The 15,108-nt window shown below is 43.1% G+C and carries 11 protein-coding genes; 7 read left to right on the forward strand and 4 right to left on the reverse strand.

The window, feature by feature from the left end; genetic code table 11:
* The first annotated feature begins 16 nt into the window (after positions 1-16).
* Positions 17-1,828, forward strand: a complete 1,812-nt coding sequence (locus ACZ41C_RS11800; RefSeq protein WP_464561604.1) for a DUF885 domain-containing protein — start codon at positions 17-19, stop codon at positions 1,826-1,828.
* 111 nt (positions 1,829-1,939) lie between these two features.
* Here ACZ41C_RS11800 and ACZ41C_RS11805 read toward each other — a convergent pair whose 3' ends face one another.
* Both ACZ41C_RS11805 and ACZ41C_RS11810 read right to left on the reverse strand, forming a co-directional pair.
* A complete protein-coding gene (locus ACZ41C_RS11805) occupies positions 1,940-2,125 on the reverse strand; it encodes a hypothetical protein (RefSeq protein ID WP_464561606.1) in 186 nt (61 codons plus the stop codon).
* Positions 2,126-2,336: 211 nt separating this feature from the next.
* Entirely contained in the window at positions 2,337-2,876 is a 540-nt protein-coding gene (locus ACZ41C_RS11810; protein WP_138257441.1) for a DUF2911 domain-containing protein, read from the reverse strand.
* A gap of 242 nt (positions 2,877-3,118) precedes the next feature.
* Here ACZ41C_RS11810 and asnB point away from each other — a divergent pair, with 242 nt between their 5' ends.
* From asnB to ACZ41C_RS11825, 3 genes are all read left to right on the forward strand, one after another.
* Positions 3,119-4,789 (forward strand): asparagine synthase B, encoded by a 1,671-nt coding sequence (asnB, locus tag ACZ41C_RS11815; protein ID WP_138257442.1) that lies wholly within the window; start codon positions 3,119-3,121, stop codon positions 4,787-4,789.
* A gap of 297 nt (positions 4,790-5,086) precedes the next feature.
* Positions 5,087-7,027: a DNA topoisomerase (ATP-hydrolyzing) subunit B gene (gene gyrB, locus ACZ41C_RS11820; protein ID WP_464561609.1), complete on the forward strand. Its 1,941-nt coding sequence runs from the start codon at positions 5,087-5,089 to the stop codon at positions 7,025-7,027.
* Positions 7,028-7,098: 71 nt separating this feature from the next.
* Positions 7,099-8,112 carry a DUF6588 family protein gene (locus tag ACZ41C_RS11825; RefSeq protein ID WP_464561611.1) on the forward strand — a complete coding sequence of 338 codons (1,014 nt, stop codon included), beginning with the start codon at positions 7,099-7,101 and terminating at the stop codon, positions 8,110-8,112.
* Between the two features lie 147 nt (positions 8,113-8,259).
* Here the strand turns inward: ACZ41C_RS11825 and ACZ41C_RS11830 are convergent, their stop codons facing one another.
* Positions 8,260-8,634, reverse strand: a complete 375-nt coding sequence (locus ACZ41C_RS11830) for a hypothetical protein (protein WP_272636461.1) — start codon at positions 8,632-8,634, stop codon at positions 8,260-8,262.
* Between the two features lie 290 nt (positions 8,635-8,924).
* Between ACZ41C_RS11830 and mdh the strand changes: the two genes are divergently transcribed.
* The 3 genes from mdh to secDF all read left to right on the forward strand — a co-directional run bounded on the left by mdh (position 8,925) and on the right by secDF (position 13,680).
* Complete coding sequence (gene mdh, locus ACZ41C_RS11835) at positions 8,925-9,851, forward strand: malate dehydrogenase (RefSeq protein WP_464561613.1); 927 nt, start codon at positions 8,925-8,927, stop codon at positions 9,849-9,851.
* Positions 9,852-9,993: 142 nt separating this feature from the next.
* On the forward strand, positions 9,994-10,608 hold the full coding sequence (locus tag ACZ41C_RS11840) for a hypothetical protein (RefSeq protein WP_464561615.1): 615 nt from the start codon (positions 9,994-9,996) through the stop codon (positions 10,606-10,608).
* Between the two features lie 108 nt (positions 10,609-10,716).
* Complete coding sequence (secDF, locus tag ACZ41C_RS11845) at positions 10,717-13,680, forward strand: protein translocase subunit SecDF (RefSeq protein ID WP_464561617.1); 2,964 nt, start codon at positions 10,717-10,719, stop codon at positions 13,678-13,680.
* Between the two features lie 206 nt (positions 13,681-13,886).
* Here the strand turns inward: secDF and ACZ41C_RS11850 are convergent, their stop codons facing one another.
* A complete protein-coding gene (locus ACZ41C_RS11850) occupies positions 13,887-15,107 on the reverse strand; it encodes an ABC transporter ATP-binding protein (protein WP_464561619.1) in 1,221 nt (406 codons plus the stop codon).
* Position 15,108 lies beyond the last annotated feature (1 nt).

Genomic DNA, 15,108 nt, shown 5'->3' on the forward strand with positions numbered 1-15,108 from the left:
CTAAAAACCACTGACCATGAATTGCAAAGGATTAATTTTAGCAATAATACTATTGCTTGGAGCCTGTACACCAGAGCGTAAAACTACAATAGAGGATACCGGGAACATAGATAGTCTTTTTGTTGCTTTTTACGATTTTCAAAAAGAAATTAATCCCATAGAGGCCACAAAAGCGGGAATTGATATCTATAATGATACTGTTGTCAATTATATTTCGGACGGGCATCAGGAATTTCTTAGGGATTCCTACACCTCGTTTTTATCCGAATTGGAAAAATATCCCGTGTCCGAGCTTTCAACGGAGGATGCCTTGAGTGCCCGGGTCCTGGAATGGGACTGCCGGATGAAATTGGAAGGGCTGAACAACTCCTTGGTAACCATGGCATCTCCCATTTACAACCTCCCCAGTTTTGAACTTATGCCCTTGTTCCAAGTACAGTCGCTCCATCTATATGTGGCCCAATTGGCCGGGGGTACCAGTGTACAGCCCTTCGCCACTAAAGAGGATTATGAAAATTGGTTACACAGATTGGAAGACTACCTTCAGTTTTTGGATACATGTATGGAACATATGCGGGAAGGAATGAAAAAGGAAATCGTTTTACCCAAGGTCCTAACATTAAAAATGCTACCGCAGATTAAGGCATTCATAGATATTCCCCTGGAGGAAAATCTTTTTTATCAGCCAGTGCTCCACTTTCCGGAAGCGATTCAGGAAGATGTTAGGGTAGGCTTGAAAGCCGATTATGAGAGAATAATTACCCAAGAAATCCTTCCCATGTACGAAGAATTGTATCAATTTTTGGAACAGGAATATCTTCCTGTCTGTAGGGAAACGGATGGACTGTCCGCCTTACCAAATGGGCGTGGGACCTATGATTATTTGATCCGTTTGCATACGACCACGAAGATGACTGCAGAAGAAATCCATGCCTTGGGTAAGCAAGAAGTAGAACGCATCACAGGCGAAATGGAAAAAGTTAAGGAAGATTTGGGGTTTGAAGGCGAATTAAATGATTTTTTCAATATGGTTCGAACCAAGAAAGAACTAATGCCATTCGAAAATCCAGAGGAGGTAATAGCGCATTTCAATGGGATACGTGAGCGGTTAAGCCTACGATTGGATAGTGTGTTCAATCTTCGTCCAAAGGCTGATTTTATAGTAAAACGTACTGAAGCCTTCAGGGAGGCATCGGCCAGTGCTGAATACGTTCCGGGTTCTAAGGATGCCAAAAGGCCAGGAACCTTTTATGTTCCAATCCCCGATGTCAAAAGCTACAATGTGGTTCACGATGAGGCCTTGTTCCTGCATGAGGCCATACCAGGTCATCATTATCAATTGAGTTTGCAGCAGGAAAACCAAGGTTTGCCTGAATTTTTGCACCCTGAAAGTATGGGTGTCTTTGTGGAAGGGTGGGCACTTTATGCGGAATCCCTTGGCAAGGAATTGGGGCTTTATGAAGACCCTTACCAATATTTTGGGATGCTCAGTATGGAGATGCACCGCGCAATTCGATTAGTAGTGGACACGGGAATCCATGCAATGGGTTGGACCCGGGAAGACGCCATTGCCTATTCCTTGGCCCATGAGGCGGAGTCCGAGGAAGGTATCATTGCCGAAATTGAAAGATATATGGCCACTCCCGGTCAGGCGCTCTCTTATAAAATTGGTCAATTGAAGATATTGCAATTACGTAATAAAGCCAAAACAGAATTGGGTCCCAAATTTGATTTGAGGGAGTTTCATGACCAAGTGTTGGGTTCGGGTAGTTTGCCTTTAATGCTCTTGGAAGAGAAAATAAATTCTTGGATTGCGAGTTATAAGTAGAAACCTTATCAAAATATTTTGAGGGATATTCCTATTTTACTATTGCTTTCGTTAGTGTTTTTCACAGGAACCGCCCAAGACGGGTTCATAAACACTGCAAATGATAAAACTTTAGAATCCATAGACCTTGTAGGTATTTGGAGTTACCGGGTGGCAGGCGTATATAATGGCTATAGTCGAGGTCTTTTGATAATTGACAAAACGGAAGGTAAACATGATTTGCTTTTTAAGTTGCCTAATGGTGAATCGCTGATTGCGCATGACCTTCTGGTAGCAGGTGACAAACTGCAATTTCATGTAAAACCTGATCGTGTGTAGCGTGTTGCCGTTATTCTTACTATGGAGGGAGACGCGCTTGTGGGGGAGGTTTTTGCAAAGGAGGTCAACTACGCGGTGAACGGAATAAGGAAATTACCGGAAAATTAAAAGTTAAGGACTTTATGCCATTGCCTTAAAATTAAAACAAAAAAAACGGACCTAAGTCCGTTTTTTATTTTTAAAAGTATGGTTACCATGTAATAGGAACCGCCACTCTTGTTTTGTCCCATCCCATGACCATATGAGCTCCTTTGTCCACTTCTTTAAAAGCGATGGAAAACTCTTCCAAGCTGGCAGAATCAGAACCGTTTGGTACGGATACTCTAGCAACATCTGCACTGTCTTCATAGAAATAAGAACCCCATTGATTTAAATTTTTGTTCAGGATGACGGTCCATTCTTCTTCACCGGGAATTGTGAACAAAGAATACGTACCTGCGGAAATGTCCCTACCGCCAAAATTAACATCTTGGTAAAAAGTGATTTCCGCGGCTTCATTGGCACCCGTTCTCCAAACTTCCCCGGCAGGGGCCAGTTCCGCCAAGGAACGATTTTTTAGTTGTGGGCGTCCATATATGATGCGCACTACTTTTTCAGATACTTTGTAATCTGTAGGATAAGAAGCCATATCCATGGGGCTTTTGTCCAATCCAGAGAACTTTTGCGCACTCAGGCTGTTTGAAAATCCTAATACGGCAATGAATAGGAATAGGTAAATAACTTTTTTCATGATTGAATTTAATTTTAGTGTTCCAAAGCTAAGCAGTTCACCTAGCTAATACTTTTAAAAAGTCGTTAAATTTTAACATACTTACAAAATAGTCGCGTAATTTTCATTTTGTGGGAATATGGTTTTTTTTTTATATAGAATATCTTTTATAGGTTTAAAAATGTAACCATATTTACACAAAGTGTTTTATATTATAAACATGTAGTTCATTTTTGTAACCAAATTATTATAAACAGTAGAATATGTGCGGAATTGTTTGTGCGTTTGATGTCAAGGAAAGTACGGAAGTACTAAGACCTCAATTGCTGGAAATGTCTAAGAAGGTACGACATAGAGGTCCTGATTGGAGCGGTATTTATGCAGATGACAAGGCCATTTTGGCCCATGAGCGTTTGGCTATTGTAGACCCTGCTTCAGGGAAGCAACCTCTATTAAGTGAAGATGGTAAATTGATTTTGGCCGCAAATGGCGAAATATACAATCACCGGGAGTTGCGTAAGCAATTTGCCGGTAAATATAATTTTAAGACGGAGTCCGATTGTGAAGTGATTTTGGCACTTTATAAGGAAAAAGGAGCAGACTTCATTGATGAAATGAACGGAATTTTTGGCTTTGCTATTTATGATTCCGAAAAGGACGAATATTTTGTGGCACGGGACCATATGGGAATCATTCCTTTGTATATGGGCTGGGACCAAAACGGCACCTTCTATGTGGCATCTGAGCTTAAGGCCTTGGAGGGTACTTGTACAAAGATAGAACTGTTTCCACCGGGGCATTATTTGCATAGTGCGGACGGGGAATTGAAGCGATGGTACAAAAGGGATTGGATGGAATATGATGCCGTGAAGGAAAACGAAACCAGTATCAAAGCTATAAAAGAGGCCTTGGAAGCCGCGGTACACCGTCAGTTAATGTCCGATGTTCCTTATGGGGTATTGCTTTCTGGCGGACTGGATTCCTCCGTTACTTCGGCCATAGCCAAAAAATATGCCCAGAAGCGAATTGAGTCGGGAGACACGGCAGATGCTTGGTGGCCCCAGCTGCATTCCTTTTCGGTGGGTCTGGAAGGTTCCCCAGATTTGGCCGCCGCCCAAAAGGTTGCGGACCATATCGGCACCGTACATCATGAGATCAAGTTTACCATCCAAGAAGGCTTGGATGCCATCAGAGACGTAATCTATAACCTGGAAACCTATGATATTACCACGATTAGGGCGTCCACGCCAATGTACTTGATGGCCCGTGTTATCAAATCCATGGGGATAAAAATGGTGCTGTCAGGGGAAGGTGCGGACGAGCTTTTTGGAGGCTATCTGTATTTCCACAAAGCTCCAAGCCCAAAGGATTTCCATGAGGAGACCGTTCGTAAGCTGGACAAGCTGCATATGTACGATTGCTTAAGGGCCAACAAATCCTTGGCTGCATGGGGCATAGAGGGCCGCGTACCGTTTTTGGACAAGGAATTTATGGATGTGGCGATGCGTATCAACCCTAAGGACAAAATGATTAACGGGGAGCGCATGGAAAAGTGGGTCGTCCGTAAGGCATTTGAGGATATGCTGCCGGAAAGTGTGGCCTGGAGGCAAAAAGAGCAATTTTCAGATGGAGTAGGCTACAGTTGGATCGATACCCTTAAGGAATTGGTGGCGACCGAGGTAACCGATGACCAATTGGCGAATGCCAAATTTAGGTTCCCGCTACAAACGCCAACTACCAAGGAGGAATTTTATTATCGCTCCATATTTGAGGAACATTTTCCTTCAGATGCGGCCGCATTGTGCGTACCCCAGGAACCATCCGTGGCCTGTAGTACCAAAATCGCATTGGAGTGGGACGAGGCATTTAAAAACATGAACGATCCATCCGGTCGTGCGGTGGCCAAAGTTCATGCTGATGCCTACGTAAAGTAGTTGATTTCATGATAATTCTGTTTACCTGTCTCGGAGAAGAGCAGGGCAGTTTTTATTTTTTAATTAGTCCTTGAGAGGTGCCATCCATTGGCACCTCTTTTGTTTTATCAATTTCTTATTTTTCAGCCCTTCCCTTACCACAATACTGAACCGTTTGTGGGGGTGAAAATAGCCGTAATTTTCCACAATTTTTGTTGATAACTTGACGACCCTAAACTCATAGAAAGGTCCTATTTCATAGGGTATTCCGTATATTTGTAAGATTGCAAAATTTGAAGTAAAAACAACTTTTAACTTATGAGCGAAGAAGCAAATAAAAAGCAATATTCTGCGGACAGTATACAGGCGTTGGAAGGAATGGAGCACGTAAGGATGCGTCCTTCCATGTACATTGGCGATGTAGGTGCCCGCGGTTTGCACCACTTGGTTTATGAGGTAGTGGACAACTCCATTGACGAGGCCATGGGTGGGCATTGCGATACCATCAGCGTGACCATAAATGAGGACAACTCCATTACCACAAAAGATAATGGTAGGGGTATTCCGGTAGATCTGCATAAAAAGGAAGGTGTGTCCGCCTTGGAGGTCGTAATGACCAAAATTGGGGCAGGTGGTAAGTTCGATAAGGATTCCTATAAGGTTTCGGGTGGTTTGCACGGTGTGGGTGTTTCCTGTGTGAACGCGCTCTCAAACCACTTAAAGGCGACCGTACATAGGGACGGAAAAATATGGGAACAGGAATATGAAAGGGGCAAGGCCTTATATCCGGTAAAAAGTGTTGGGGAAACAGATTATAGGGGCACCATCGTCACTTTTAAGCCAGATGATACCATTTTCACCCAGACTATTGAATACAGTTATGAAACACTCTCCAACAGAATGCGGGAGCTTTCCTTTCTGAACAAAGGCGTAACCATCACCATAACGGATAGAAGACGAAAGGACGATAAAGGGGAATTTATTTCAGAAACGTTTTTCTCCAATGACGGACTCAAGGAATTCGTCAAGTTTTTGGATGGTAATCGCGAACCTTTGATCCAAAATGTGATTTCCATGGAAGGGGAGAAGAACGATATTCCCGTAGAAGTGGCCATGATCTACAATACGAGTTATACGGAGAACCTGCATTCCTATGTGAATAATATCAATACGCATGAAGGAGGAACACATTTATCCGGATTTAGAAGAGGTTTGACTACCACGTTGAAGAAATATGCCGACTCCTCCGGAATGTTGGACAAACTCAAGTTCGAGATTCAAGGGGATGACTTTAGGGAAGGATTGACGGCTATTGTATCCGTAAAGGTGGCGGAACCCCAGTTTGAAGGTCAGACAAAAACCAAATTAGGAAACCGGGAGGTATCCTCTGCGGTGAGTCAGGCCGTTTCTGAAATGTTGACGGACTATTTGGAAGAACATCCGGATGATGCCAAGGTAATCGTACAAAAAGTGATATTGGCTGCCCAGGCCAGGCATGCGGCCACCAAGGCCAGGGAAATGGTGCAGCGCAAGACGGTAATGAGTGTGGGTGGATTGCCTGGGAAATTATCCGATTGCTCTGAACAGGATCCTGCACAATGTGAAGTGTTCCTTGTGGAGGGGGATTCTGCCGGTGGTACTGCCAAACAAGGTCGGGATAGAAATTTCCAAGCCATCCTGCCATTAAGGGGTAAAATTCTGAATGTAGAAAAGGCCATGCAGCATAAGGTTTTTGAGAACGAGGAAATCAAGAACATTTATACGGCCCTTGGCGTAACTATTGGTACCGAAGAGGATAGTAAAGCCTTGAACCTTGAAAAATTACGATACCATAAAGTGGTCATCATGTGTGATGCCGATGTGGATGGTAGCCACATTGAAACATTAATTTTGACGTTCTTCTTTCGATATATGCGGGAATTGATCGAAGGAGGCCATGTGTATATAGCAACACCTCCGCTATATTTGGTCAAGAAAGGTCAAAAGAAACAATATGCCTGGACCGATAAGGAGCGTGATGAAATTGCGGCCAGCTACAGCGGTGGTGTAAGTATCCAGCGCTACAAAGGTCTTGGGGAAATGAATGCGGAGCAGTTGTGGGACACCACAATGAATCCAGAGTTCAGGACATTGCGTCAAATCACCATTGAAAATGCGACGGAAACGGACCGCATATTCTCCATGCTCATGGGTGACGAGGTTCCTCCCAGACGGGAATTCATTGAGAAAAATGCCGTCTATGCGAACATTGACACATAGAAAAAGCCCATTACACAACAAAAACCTGCGCCAAAAACGCAGGTTTTTTAGTTTTAGGAAAAATTAAAAAAATGAAGAATTTACTTACTTGTTTTTTGTTGTGCGGTTTTAGTGCCGCTATGGCCCAGGACTTGAACGACCTTTTGGCGGCAGGTGTGGAAGACGCGGAACAATTTACAACGGACTATTTGGAGCCACTTTCAGAAAGTGCCGTATATAATTTTGCGACAGGTTGGTACAATACCGCCGATGCCAAACCCCTTGGGGGATTTGAAATTTCAGTGGTTGGAAACCTTACAAACTTTAAGAACAAAGCCGATAAAAAAGTGTTTGTCCTTGACCCTAATGATTATCAAAATCTAAATTTCGTTGATAATCCAGGAGTAGCCAGGGAGGTTTCCTCAGCTTTGGGAGATATTAGCGGGGTGGAGGTGTTTGTTGAAGGACAGGTTGCCGGTACCACGGTAAGACAAACTTTTGAATTGCCTTCGGGACTTTCTGGGGAAGGCATTGATTTTGTGCCTTCCGGATACTTACAAGGCAGCGTGGGTCTTATCAAGGGAACCGAGATTAAGGCCCGGTTTTTGCCTAAATTGGAGTATGAAGGTGCGGCCGTAGGCTTGATCGGTTTTGGATTGCAGCACGATTTTACTAAACTTCTGCCCGCGGACAAAATATTGCCTGTAGCCATTTCTGCCATTATAGGATATACAAAGGTGAACGGGGATTACGACCTAACGGATATTAACTTGGTACAAGGGAATGATCAGCGCATTGAGGCCGCTATCAGCACCTGGGCCTTCAATGCAGTGGTCTCCACCAAGCTTCCCATCATCAATTTTTATGGGGGACTGGGCTATGTAACGGGAAAATCGGTAACGGATGTTCTGGGAACCTATGAGGTCACTGCTGGTCCATTTGCTTCGGAAACGTACGAAGACCCCTTTTCAATTACCAAAAGAGTAAACGGTGTTACGGGCAATGTAGGTGCAAAATTGAAGTTGGGCTTCTTTAGATTGAATGCGGATTATACCCTTGGCGAGTTCAATACTTGGACCTTTGGCGTCAATTTCGGGTTTAGATAATCATCGGAAAAATACAAATAATGGACCCGGCAAATTGCCGGGTTTTTTGTACCTGTTTGGCAAATTTTGGTTTGGTCTTTTTTCATACATGAAGAGCCTGCCCAGATTTCTCCGAACAGGCTCTTTCCCATGGCCCTGTGAAAATTTTTATTCCCTAATGGCTACGTGTTCACCGTCTACCTTTTCTAAAATAGTACCTTGGTCGGTTTCGATAATTTTCAACCGATCAACAGGTACATTTTCAAGTCCCCTATATTCTATGGTATAAATGTCTCCTTCCTTGGACCACTTAAAATCTGTTTGTAGGGTAATGTTATTTCCGTTGATTTCATGATACCTACCAAGGTAGACATCATTGAAAATCCATTCTTTACGGAGGGTACTTTTGGAAGAACCGTTACTGATTTCCGTTCCGGTCTGAAACCAAATGCCAATAATGGGGTCGTTGTTCTGTTCTACACGGGAACAGTTGGCAGAAAAGATAATGGCACATATGGCCATTAACGAGAGGAACTTTTTCATTATTAAGTAGGTTTTGTTTGGATTTGGGATCCATAGCTATTAACGGGGCTTCTTTAGGGATATTACTAAAAATCGATGTATGGCAACTTTTTTACGATTTCTTCGTTGAAAGGTATCTTTTTTTAACGCGAGCTGCATTTTATCGATGTTTTTAAATGGTGGAAATCGGCATATATTACACCACTCTCGCCTGCTAAATTGTTAATAATTGAGTATTTTTGGCAAGCTTAAAAGGTGTTTTGAACCTTTTATTTTATCATAATCAATTTAAATCATAAAAATATACTAAAATGAAAGTTACAGTAGTTGGAGCTGGAGCGGTAGGGGCCAGTTGTGCGGAGTACATTGCCATTAAGGATTTTGCTTCGGAAGTAGTAATTCTGGATATAAAGGAAGGTTTTGCAGAAGGTAAGGCCATGGATTTAATGCAGACAGCATCATTGAATGGCTTTGATACCAAAATCACCGGAAGTACCAACGATTATTCAAAAACAGCCAATAGCGATATCGCCGTTATCACATCGGGTATTCCAAGAAAACCGGGCATGACACGGGAAGAGTTGATCGGCATCAATGCGGGTATCGTAAAGACGGTCTCCAGTAATCTCATTGAACATTCCCCAAACGTTATCATCATCGTGGTTAGCAATCCTATGGATACCATGACCTATTTGGTGCATAAAACAACGAATCTGCCCAAGAACAAGATAATAGGGATGGGCGGGGCTTTGGACAGCGCTCGTTTCAAATACCGTTTGGCTGAGGCCTTGGATGCGCCAATTTCAGATGTGGACGGAATGGTGATCGGTGGCCATAGTGATACAGGAATGGTTCCCTTGACTTCACATGCTACAAGAAACAGTATAAAAGCCTCTGAATTTTTATCCGATGAAAGATTGCAACAAGTAGCCGAAGATACCAAGGTTGGTGGTGCAACTTTGACCAAATTGTTGGGCACCAGTGCTTGGTACGCTCCCGGTGCAGCGGTTTCCGCTTTGGTACAGGCCATCGCCTGCGACCAAAAGAAAATGTTCCCTTGTTCCACTATGTTGGAAGGGGAATACGGCCTAAACGATATTTGTATAGGCGTTCCGGTCATCTTAGGTAAAAACGGTATCGAGCAGATTGTGGACATTCCTTTAAGCGATGCGGAAAAGGCCAAAATGAAGGAAAGTGCAGAGGGTGTTTCCAAAACGAATGGCTTATTGGAGCTATAGTTTTTAAGCACCTCATAACTTACTATAAAAACCTTTGGAATTTGATTCCAGAGGTTTTCCTTTTTTTAGGAAGGCCGCTCCGTATCATACGTATTGTCAATTATTTACTTTCAACAATAATCTTTCTTTTTATATTTGCGCCATGAATGCAAAATGGTGCATAAGTAGTTTATTGGTCATCTTTGCCCTATTGGGGCTGAGCCAACCGCATAAAAAGATTTCCAACCAGCAGATTTCCCTGCAGTTTGGCGATGTGGAAGTCGCCTCTGAAAACGCTCGTGAGGAGGTTTTATCGAATATCACGAATAAGCTGTTGTTCTTGGGTGTTGAGGGAATCGAGGTCTACGAGGACGTTTCTGGCCAGGTAAACATTCGTTATTACAGCGATATCGATGCGAGCGTTGTAAAGGAATTCCTTTCGGAGGAAAACGCGATGTCATTGGAACATGGGGAGGAACTTCCATCCAAATCACCAAAAGAACCCGTACCGGATAATTACAGTCTGGTAGTTTCAGATTTGCACCAACAAGGGCCCCAAGGTTTAAAAATCAGTGGGGATGTGGTTTCCAATCAGCAGGAAATATTCAGCGGATTTTACAATACCCTGGCGATAAATCCTACTAATACGTTCCATTTACGGCCGGTTTTCGACCAAACGGCTTTTAAGACGTACCATACTATTGCCATAGCCATAGACAACACTTCACGGAATATACCAGAGGGTAGGGCAGGACCTTTCCTACATGGCATTGGCTAATATCCAATTAGAATTTCACAAAGGCTTTCAATTACTTTCTGGCAGAAGTAGTTTGCCTTGTTTCAAATTATAAAATCAAAATCGACATAACTTAAATTAAACATTAAAATGCAAAATAAGGGACTTATAAAGCTGTTCGCTTTATTATTCGGGTTAGTTAGTATCTATCAGCTATCCTATACGTTCATCACCAATAAGGTTGAAAAGGAGGCGGAAGTATTCGCTGCAAGCCGAATTTCTGAGGCGGAAGAGGATTATATCTCAAAAAGGGAGGCCTTGGAAGCCAGTTATTTGGATTCCATTGGCAACAATACCATCTTAGGGTATACCAACTACAACGAGGCCAAAAAGAAGGAGTTGAACAAAGGTCTTGACCTTAAAGGTGGCATCAACGTAACGCTACAGATTTCCGTAAAGGATATCTTGAAAGGTTTGGCCAACAATACAAAAAATCCTGTTTTTAATAAGGCCTTGGCCGATGCGGATACCGCATCAAAGAACAGCGACGACACCTATATTGACTTGTTCTTCGAAGCTTTTGACAACATAAAGGGGGAAACAAAATTGGCTTCACCCGATATTTTCGCGAACAAGGGATTGAGCGATGAAATTAACTTTCAGATGTCTGATGATGAGGTAAAACCTATCATCCGAAGAAAAATCGATGAGTCCGTGGTTTCCGCATTTGAGGTATTGCGTGAGCGTATCGACGGTTTTGGGGTAACTCAGCCCAACATCCAGAGAGAAGGAAATTCCGGTAGGATTTTGGTAGAATTACCAGGAGCCAGGGATATTAACCGTGCCCAGGACTTGTTGTCCAGTACGGCGCAGTTGGAGTTTTGGGAGACGTACAAACAGAGCAACCCTTCCTTTAGTACCTTCCTGATTCAGGCGAATGAAAAGTTGAAGGAAATAGTGGATGTTAAAAAGCCGGAACCCGTAAAGGAAGAATCAGAATTGGATTCGTTATTGTCAGATGTTGCCGCTGATTCCTTGGATTTGGCCACTCAAGTAAACCCGCTTTACGAATTGTTGATTCCTGCAAATCCTGGAACTCATGCCATGTTCAGGGCGGCTATCAAGGATACGGCTACGATTGGTTCTTATTTTAGGATGCCTGAAATTAGAAGGTTATTGCCCGCTGATATCCAATTCGTAAAGTTCGTTTGGGAAAGACCAGCTACCGAGGATACGGAGGTTATCGACTTGTACGCTTTGAAATCGAACCGAGAAGGGGTGCCAAGGATCAGTGGTGATGTGGTGAGCGATGCCAGAGATGATTTTGACCAATTTGGCAAGCCTGCCGTTTCCATGACCATGAATACCAAGGGCGCCAAGGAATGGGAGCAATTGACTGGGGATGCCTATAACAACCAAACGGGGATTGCCATCGTTTTGGACAATAAAGTATATACAGCTCCAGGGGTTTCCAGTGGTCCTATTAGCGGAGGCCGTTCTGAAATCACGGGAAATTTTACCGTAAACGAGACCAAGGATATTTCTAATGTATTGCGAGCGGGTAAACTACCTGCCTCCGCAGAAATCATCCAATCTGAAATCGTTGGTCCGTCACTAGGTCAGGAAGCGATCGATAGTGGTTTTATGTCCTTTTTGATCGCCATGGCCATTGTATTGTTATGGATGATAGCCTATTATGGAAAGGCTGGAGCCTTTGCCGATGTGGCGTTGTTATTGAACATCCTTTTGATTTTTGGGGTATTGACAAGTTTGAACGCGGTATTGACCTTGCCAGGTATCGCGGGTATCGTTTTGACAATAGGTATGTCCGTGGATGCGAACGTCCTTATTTTTGAGAGGATCAAGGAAGAGCTGGCCAAGGGCAAAGGAAAAGGTCTTGCCGTTTCGGATGGTTTTGGAAACGCCCTTTCCTCCATTTTGGATGCGAACATTACCACAGGTCTTACGGCAATCATCCTATTTGTTTTTGGATCCGGTCCAATAAAGGGGTTTGCGACTACCTTATTGATTGGTATTCTTACCTCCCTGTTTACGGCCATTTTCATTACCCGATTGTTAATTGATTGGTACATCAGTGGCAAAGGTAGAAGTTTGGATTTCTCAACAAGTCTTACCAAAGGTTTGTTTCAGAACCTTTCTATCGATTTCTTGGCCAAAAGGAAGATTTCCTATGTGATATCCGGAATTTTGGTATTGGTTGGATTAGCGTCCTTATTTTTTGGACCAGGACTTCAGCAAGGTGTGGATTTTGTAGGTGGACGTTCCTACACCGTACGTTTTGAACAGGCTGTGAATCCGTCGGAAATCGCATCAGAATTGAACGATGTATTTGGAAGCGGCACCAATGTGAAGACCTTTGGTGAAGCTAACCAAATCAAGATCACAACGCCGTATAAAGTGGATGTGGAAGGGATTGAGGTCGATACTGAGATTCAGGACAAATTATACACTTCCTTACAAAAATACCTACCTGATGGCACTTCTAAAGATGCGTTTGCCATTGGAAGCGAAGGAAAGTCTATTGGAATTTTACAGTCCGTAAAAGTTGGGCCTACCATCGCAGATGATATTAAAAACAATGCTTTCTTGGCAATTTTGGGGTCCTTGGCCGTGGTTTTCCTTTACATCTTGATACGTTTCCGTAGATGGCAATTCTCCTTGGGAGCTGTTGTTGCGGTATTCCACGACGTGTTGATTGTATTGGGCGTGTTCTCTATTTTCGGAAAAATAATGCCGTTCAACATGGAAATTGATCAGGCCTTTATTGCGGCCATTTTAACGGTCATTGGATATTCCTTGAACGATACCGTGGTGGTTTTCGACCGTATACGTGAAACTTTGGCCGAAAGAGGTTGGAAAGGTGGGGAGAATGTCAATTCTGCCATCAACAGTACATTGGGAAGAACATTGAATACGTCCTTGACTACCTTGGTAGTATTATTGGCCATCTTCATCTTTGGTGGGGAGTCGTTACGCGGATTTATGTTCGCTATGATCGTGGGTGTGGTAGTAGGTACCTACTCCTCTGTGTTCATCGCGACACCCGTAATGTTCGATGCCTTGAGCAAGAAAATTACCAAGGTCCTTAATTAGGACTTTGACCACAACTAACTCGAGAAGGTCGCTATGTACTGCATAGCGGCCTTTTTTTATTGGCACCGCCAAAGGGTTTAATACTCCGAGGCTTGCCTAGAAATAAAAAATTTGTTTCCTGCGAATGCCTCCTGGGCTTGCCCCGAGGTAGTTTACTGGAATAGCTTAGTGTGCCCAGACCTAAAAGGTTTTGGAACCTGTTAGGTCTATTTTACAATGCCGATGGAACCTTTATCGGTATGTTTTAATTCAAGGATTTTCTTGGGGTTGAGTCCGGGTTCTTTTCGGTGGCTAACAAAAAGGATGGTGGTCTGCGTTTCTTGGGCTATTTTGTTGACAAGTTGGACAAGTATGCTGGCCGAAGCATCGTCCATGCCACTGGTGGGTTCGTCCAAAATCAATAATGGCGGATGTTTTACCATGGCCCGAACCGTCATTACAAGGCGCTGGTCCCCAAGTGACAAATCGTTGAATTGAACGTTTCTCCGCTCCCATAGACCTAAAAGTAATAGCCACTCCTTACAAATTCTTTTTTGCGTTTCGGTAGGTTTTATATACAATCCGATGGAATCCAATAATCCGGAAATGAGCATGTTTTCGACCGAATGTCTTCCGGAAAAGCTATCGGTCATGGCAGGGGAGAAGTAGCCGATCTTTTCCTTGATGTCCCAAACACTTTCCCCGGAACCTTTCTTGTTCCCAAAAAGGTATATTTCTTGTCCGAAGGCTTTTGGATTATCGCCGGTTATCATGGAAAGAATGGTTGTCTTGCCGGTTCCATTGTTTCCTATCAGTTGCCAAAATTCGCCGGTTTTCACTTCCCAGTCAATATCCTTTAGGACGTGTTTTTCACCATAGGAAACCGAGACTTTTTCAAAGGTGATCAATGTTTCCCCATTGAACGGTATTGGTTCAATGGCAGGAGGGATGCTTCCCAAGAAAATGGTCGCTTCCTTGTCTTCTCCTTGTATATTCTCGGTTAGTACTCTAAGTTGGCCATCAATGACTTTTGCAAAGTTGCGGATATTGGGAAGCATGTCAGACTTTCTACTGGCCAATTGTATCAGCAAGGTTCCGCTAGCCTTTTCTAAAAGAAGTGTTTTTAAATCATTTTGAAATGAAATATCCAAATTATCAAACGGATTGTCCAATAGGATATAGTCCGGTTTTTGGTCGAGGATATGAAAAAGCAAGGCCTTTTTTTGTTCCCCGCTTGACATGGTTTTCAATGCCTGTCCTTTTGTGGAAATATATTTTGTTCCATGTTTTTCCTCCTCTTCCATAAACCTTCTTACCTCCAATTGGGAAAATAGTTTCCCGGGTATATCTTTTAGGTTTACGATGTCTGAAAATTCGTTGTTTTGGAGCTTTCGAATGAGCTCTTTTTTGTTGGTTTGATTATCCGTAAAAATCCCTAAATGTTCCATA

This window comes from Maribacter sp. C-4077, from assembly GCF_055378385.1.

Coding starts and splice junctions, on each gene's coding strand:
- ACZ41C_RS11800 (WP_464561604.1), top strand. CDS start 17: ATGAATTGCAAAGGATTAATTTTAGCAATAATACTATTGCTTGGAGCC.
- ACZ41C_RS11805 (WP_464561606.1), bottom strand. CDS start 2,125: ATGAAATTGCAGTTTGTCACCTGCTACCAGAAGGTCATGCGCAATCAG.
- ACZ41C_RS11810 (WP_138257441.1), bottom strand. CDS start 2,876: ATGAAAAAAGTTATTTACCTATTCCTATTCATTGCCGTATTAGGATTT.
- asnB (WP_138257442.1), top strand. CDS start 3,119: ATGTGCGGAATTGTTTGTGCGTTTGATGTCAAGGAAAGTACGGAAGTA.
- gyrB (WP_464561609.1), top strand. CDS start 5,087: ATGAGCGAAGAAGCAAATAAAAAGCAATATTCTGCGGACAGTATACAG.
- ACZ41C_RS11825 (WP_464561611.1), top strand. CDS start 7,099: ATGAAGAATTTACTTACTTGTTTTTTGTTGTGCGGTTTTAGTGCCGCT.
- ACZ41C_RS11830 (WP_272636461.1), bottom strand. CDS start 8,634: ATGAAAAAGTTCCTCTCGTTAATGGCCATATGTGCCATTATCTTTTCT.
- mdh (WP_464561613.1), top strand. CDS start 8,925: ATGAAAGTTACAGTAGTTGGAGCTGGAGCGGTAGGGGCCAGTTGTGCG.
- ACZ41C_RS11840 (WP_464561615.1), top strand. CDS start 9,994: ATGAATGCAAAATGGTGCATAAGTAGTTTATTGGTCATCTTTGCCCTA.
- secDF (WP_464561617.1), top strand. CDS start 10,717: ATGCAAAATAAGGGACTTATAAAGCTGTTCGCTTTATTATTCGGGTTA.
- ACZ41C_RS11850 (WP_464561619.1), bottom strand. CDS start 15,107: ATGGAACATTTAGGGATTTTTACGGATAATCAAACCAACAAAAAAGAG.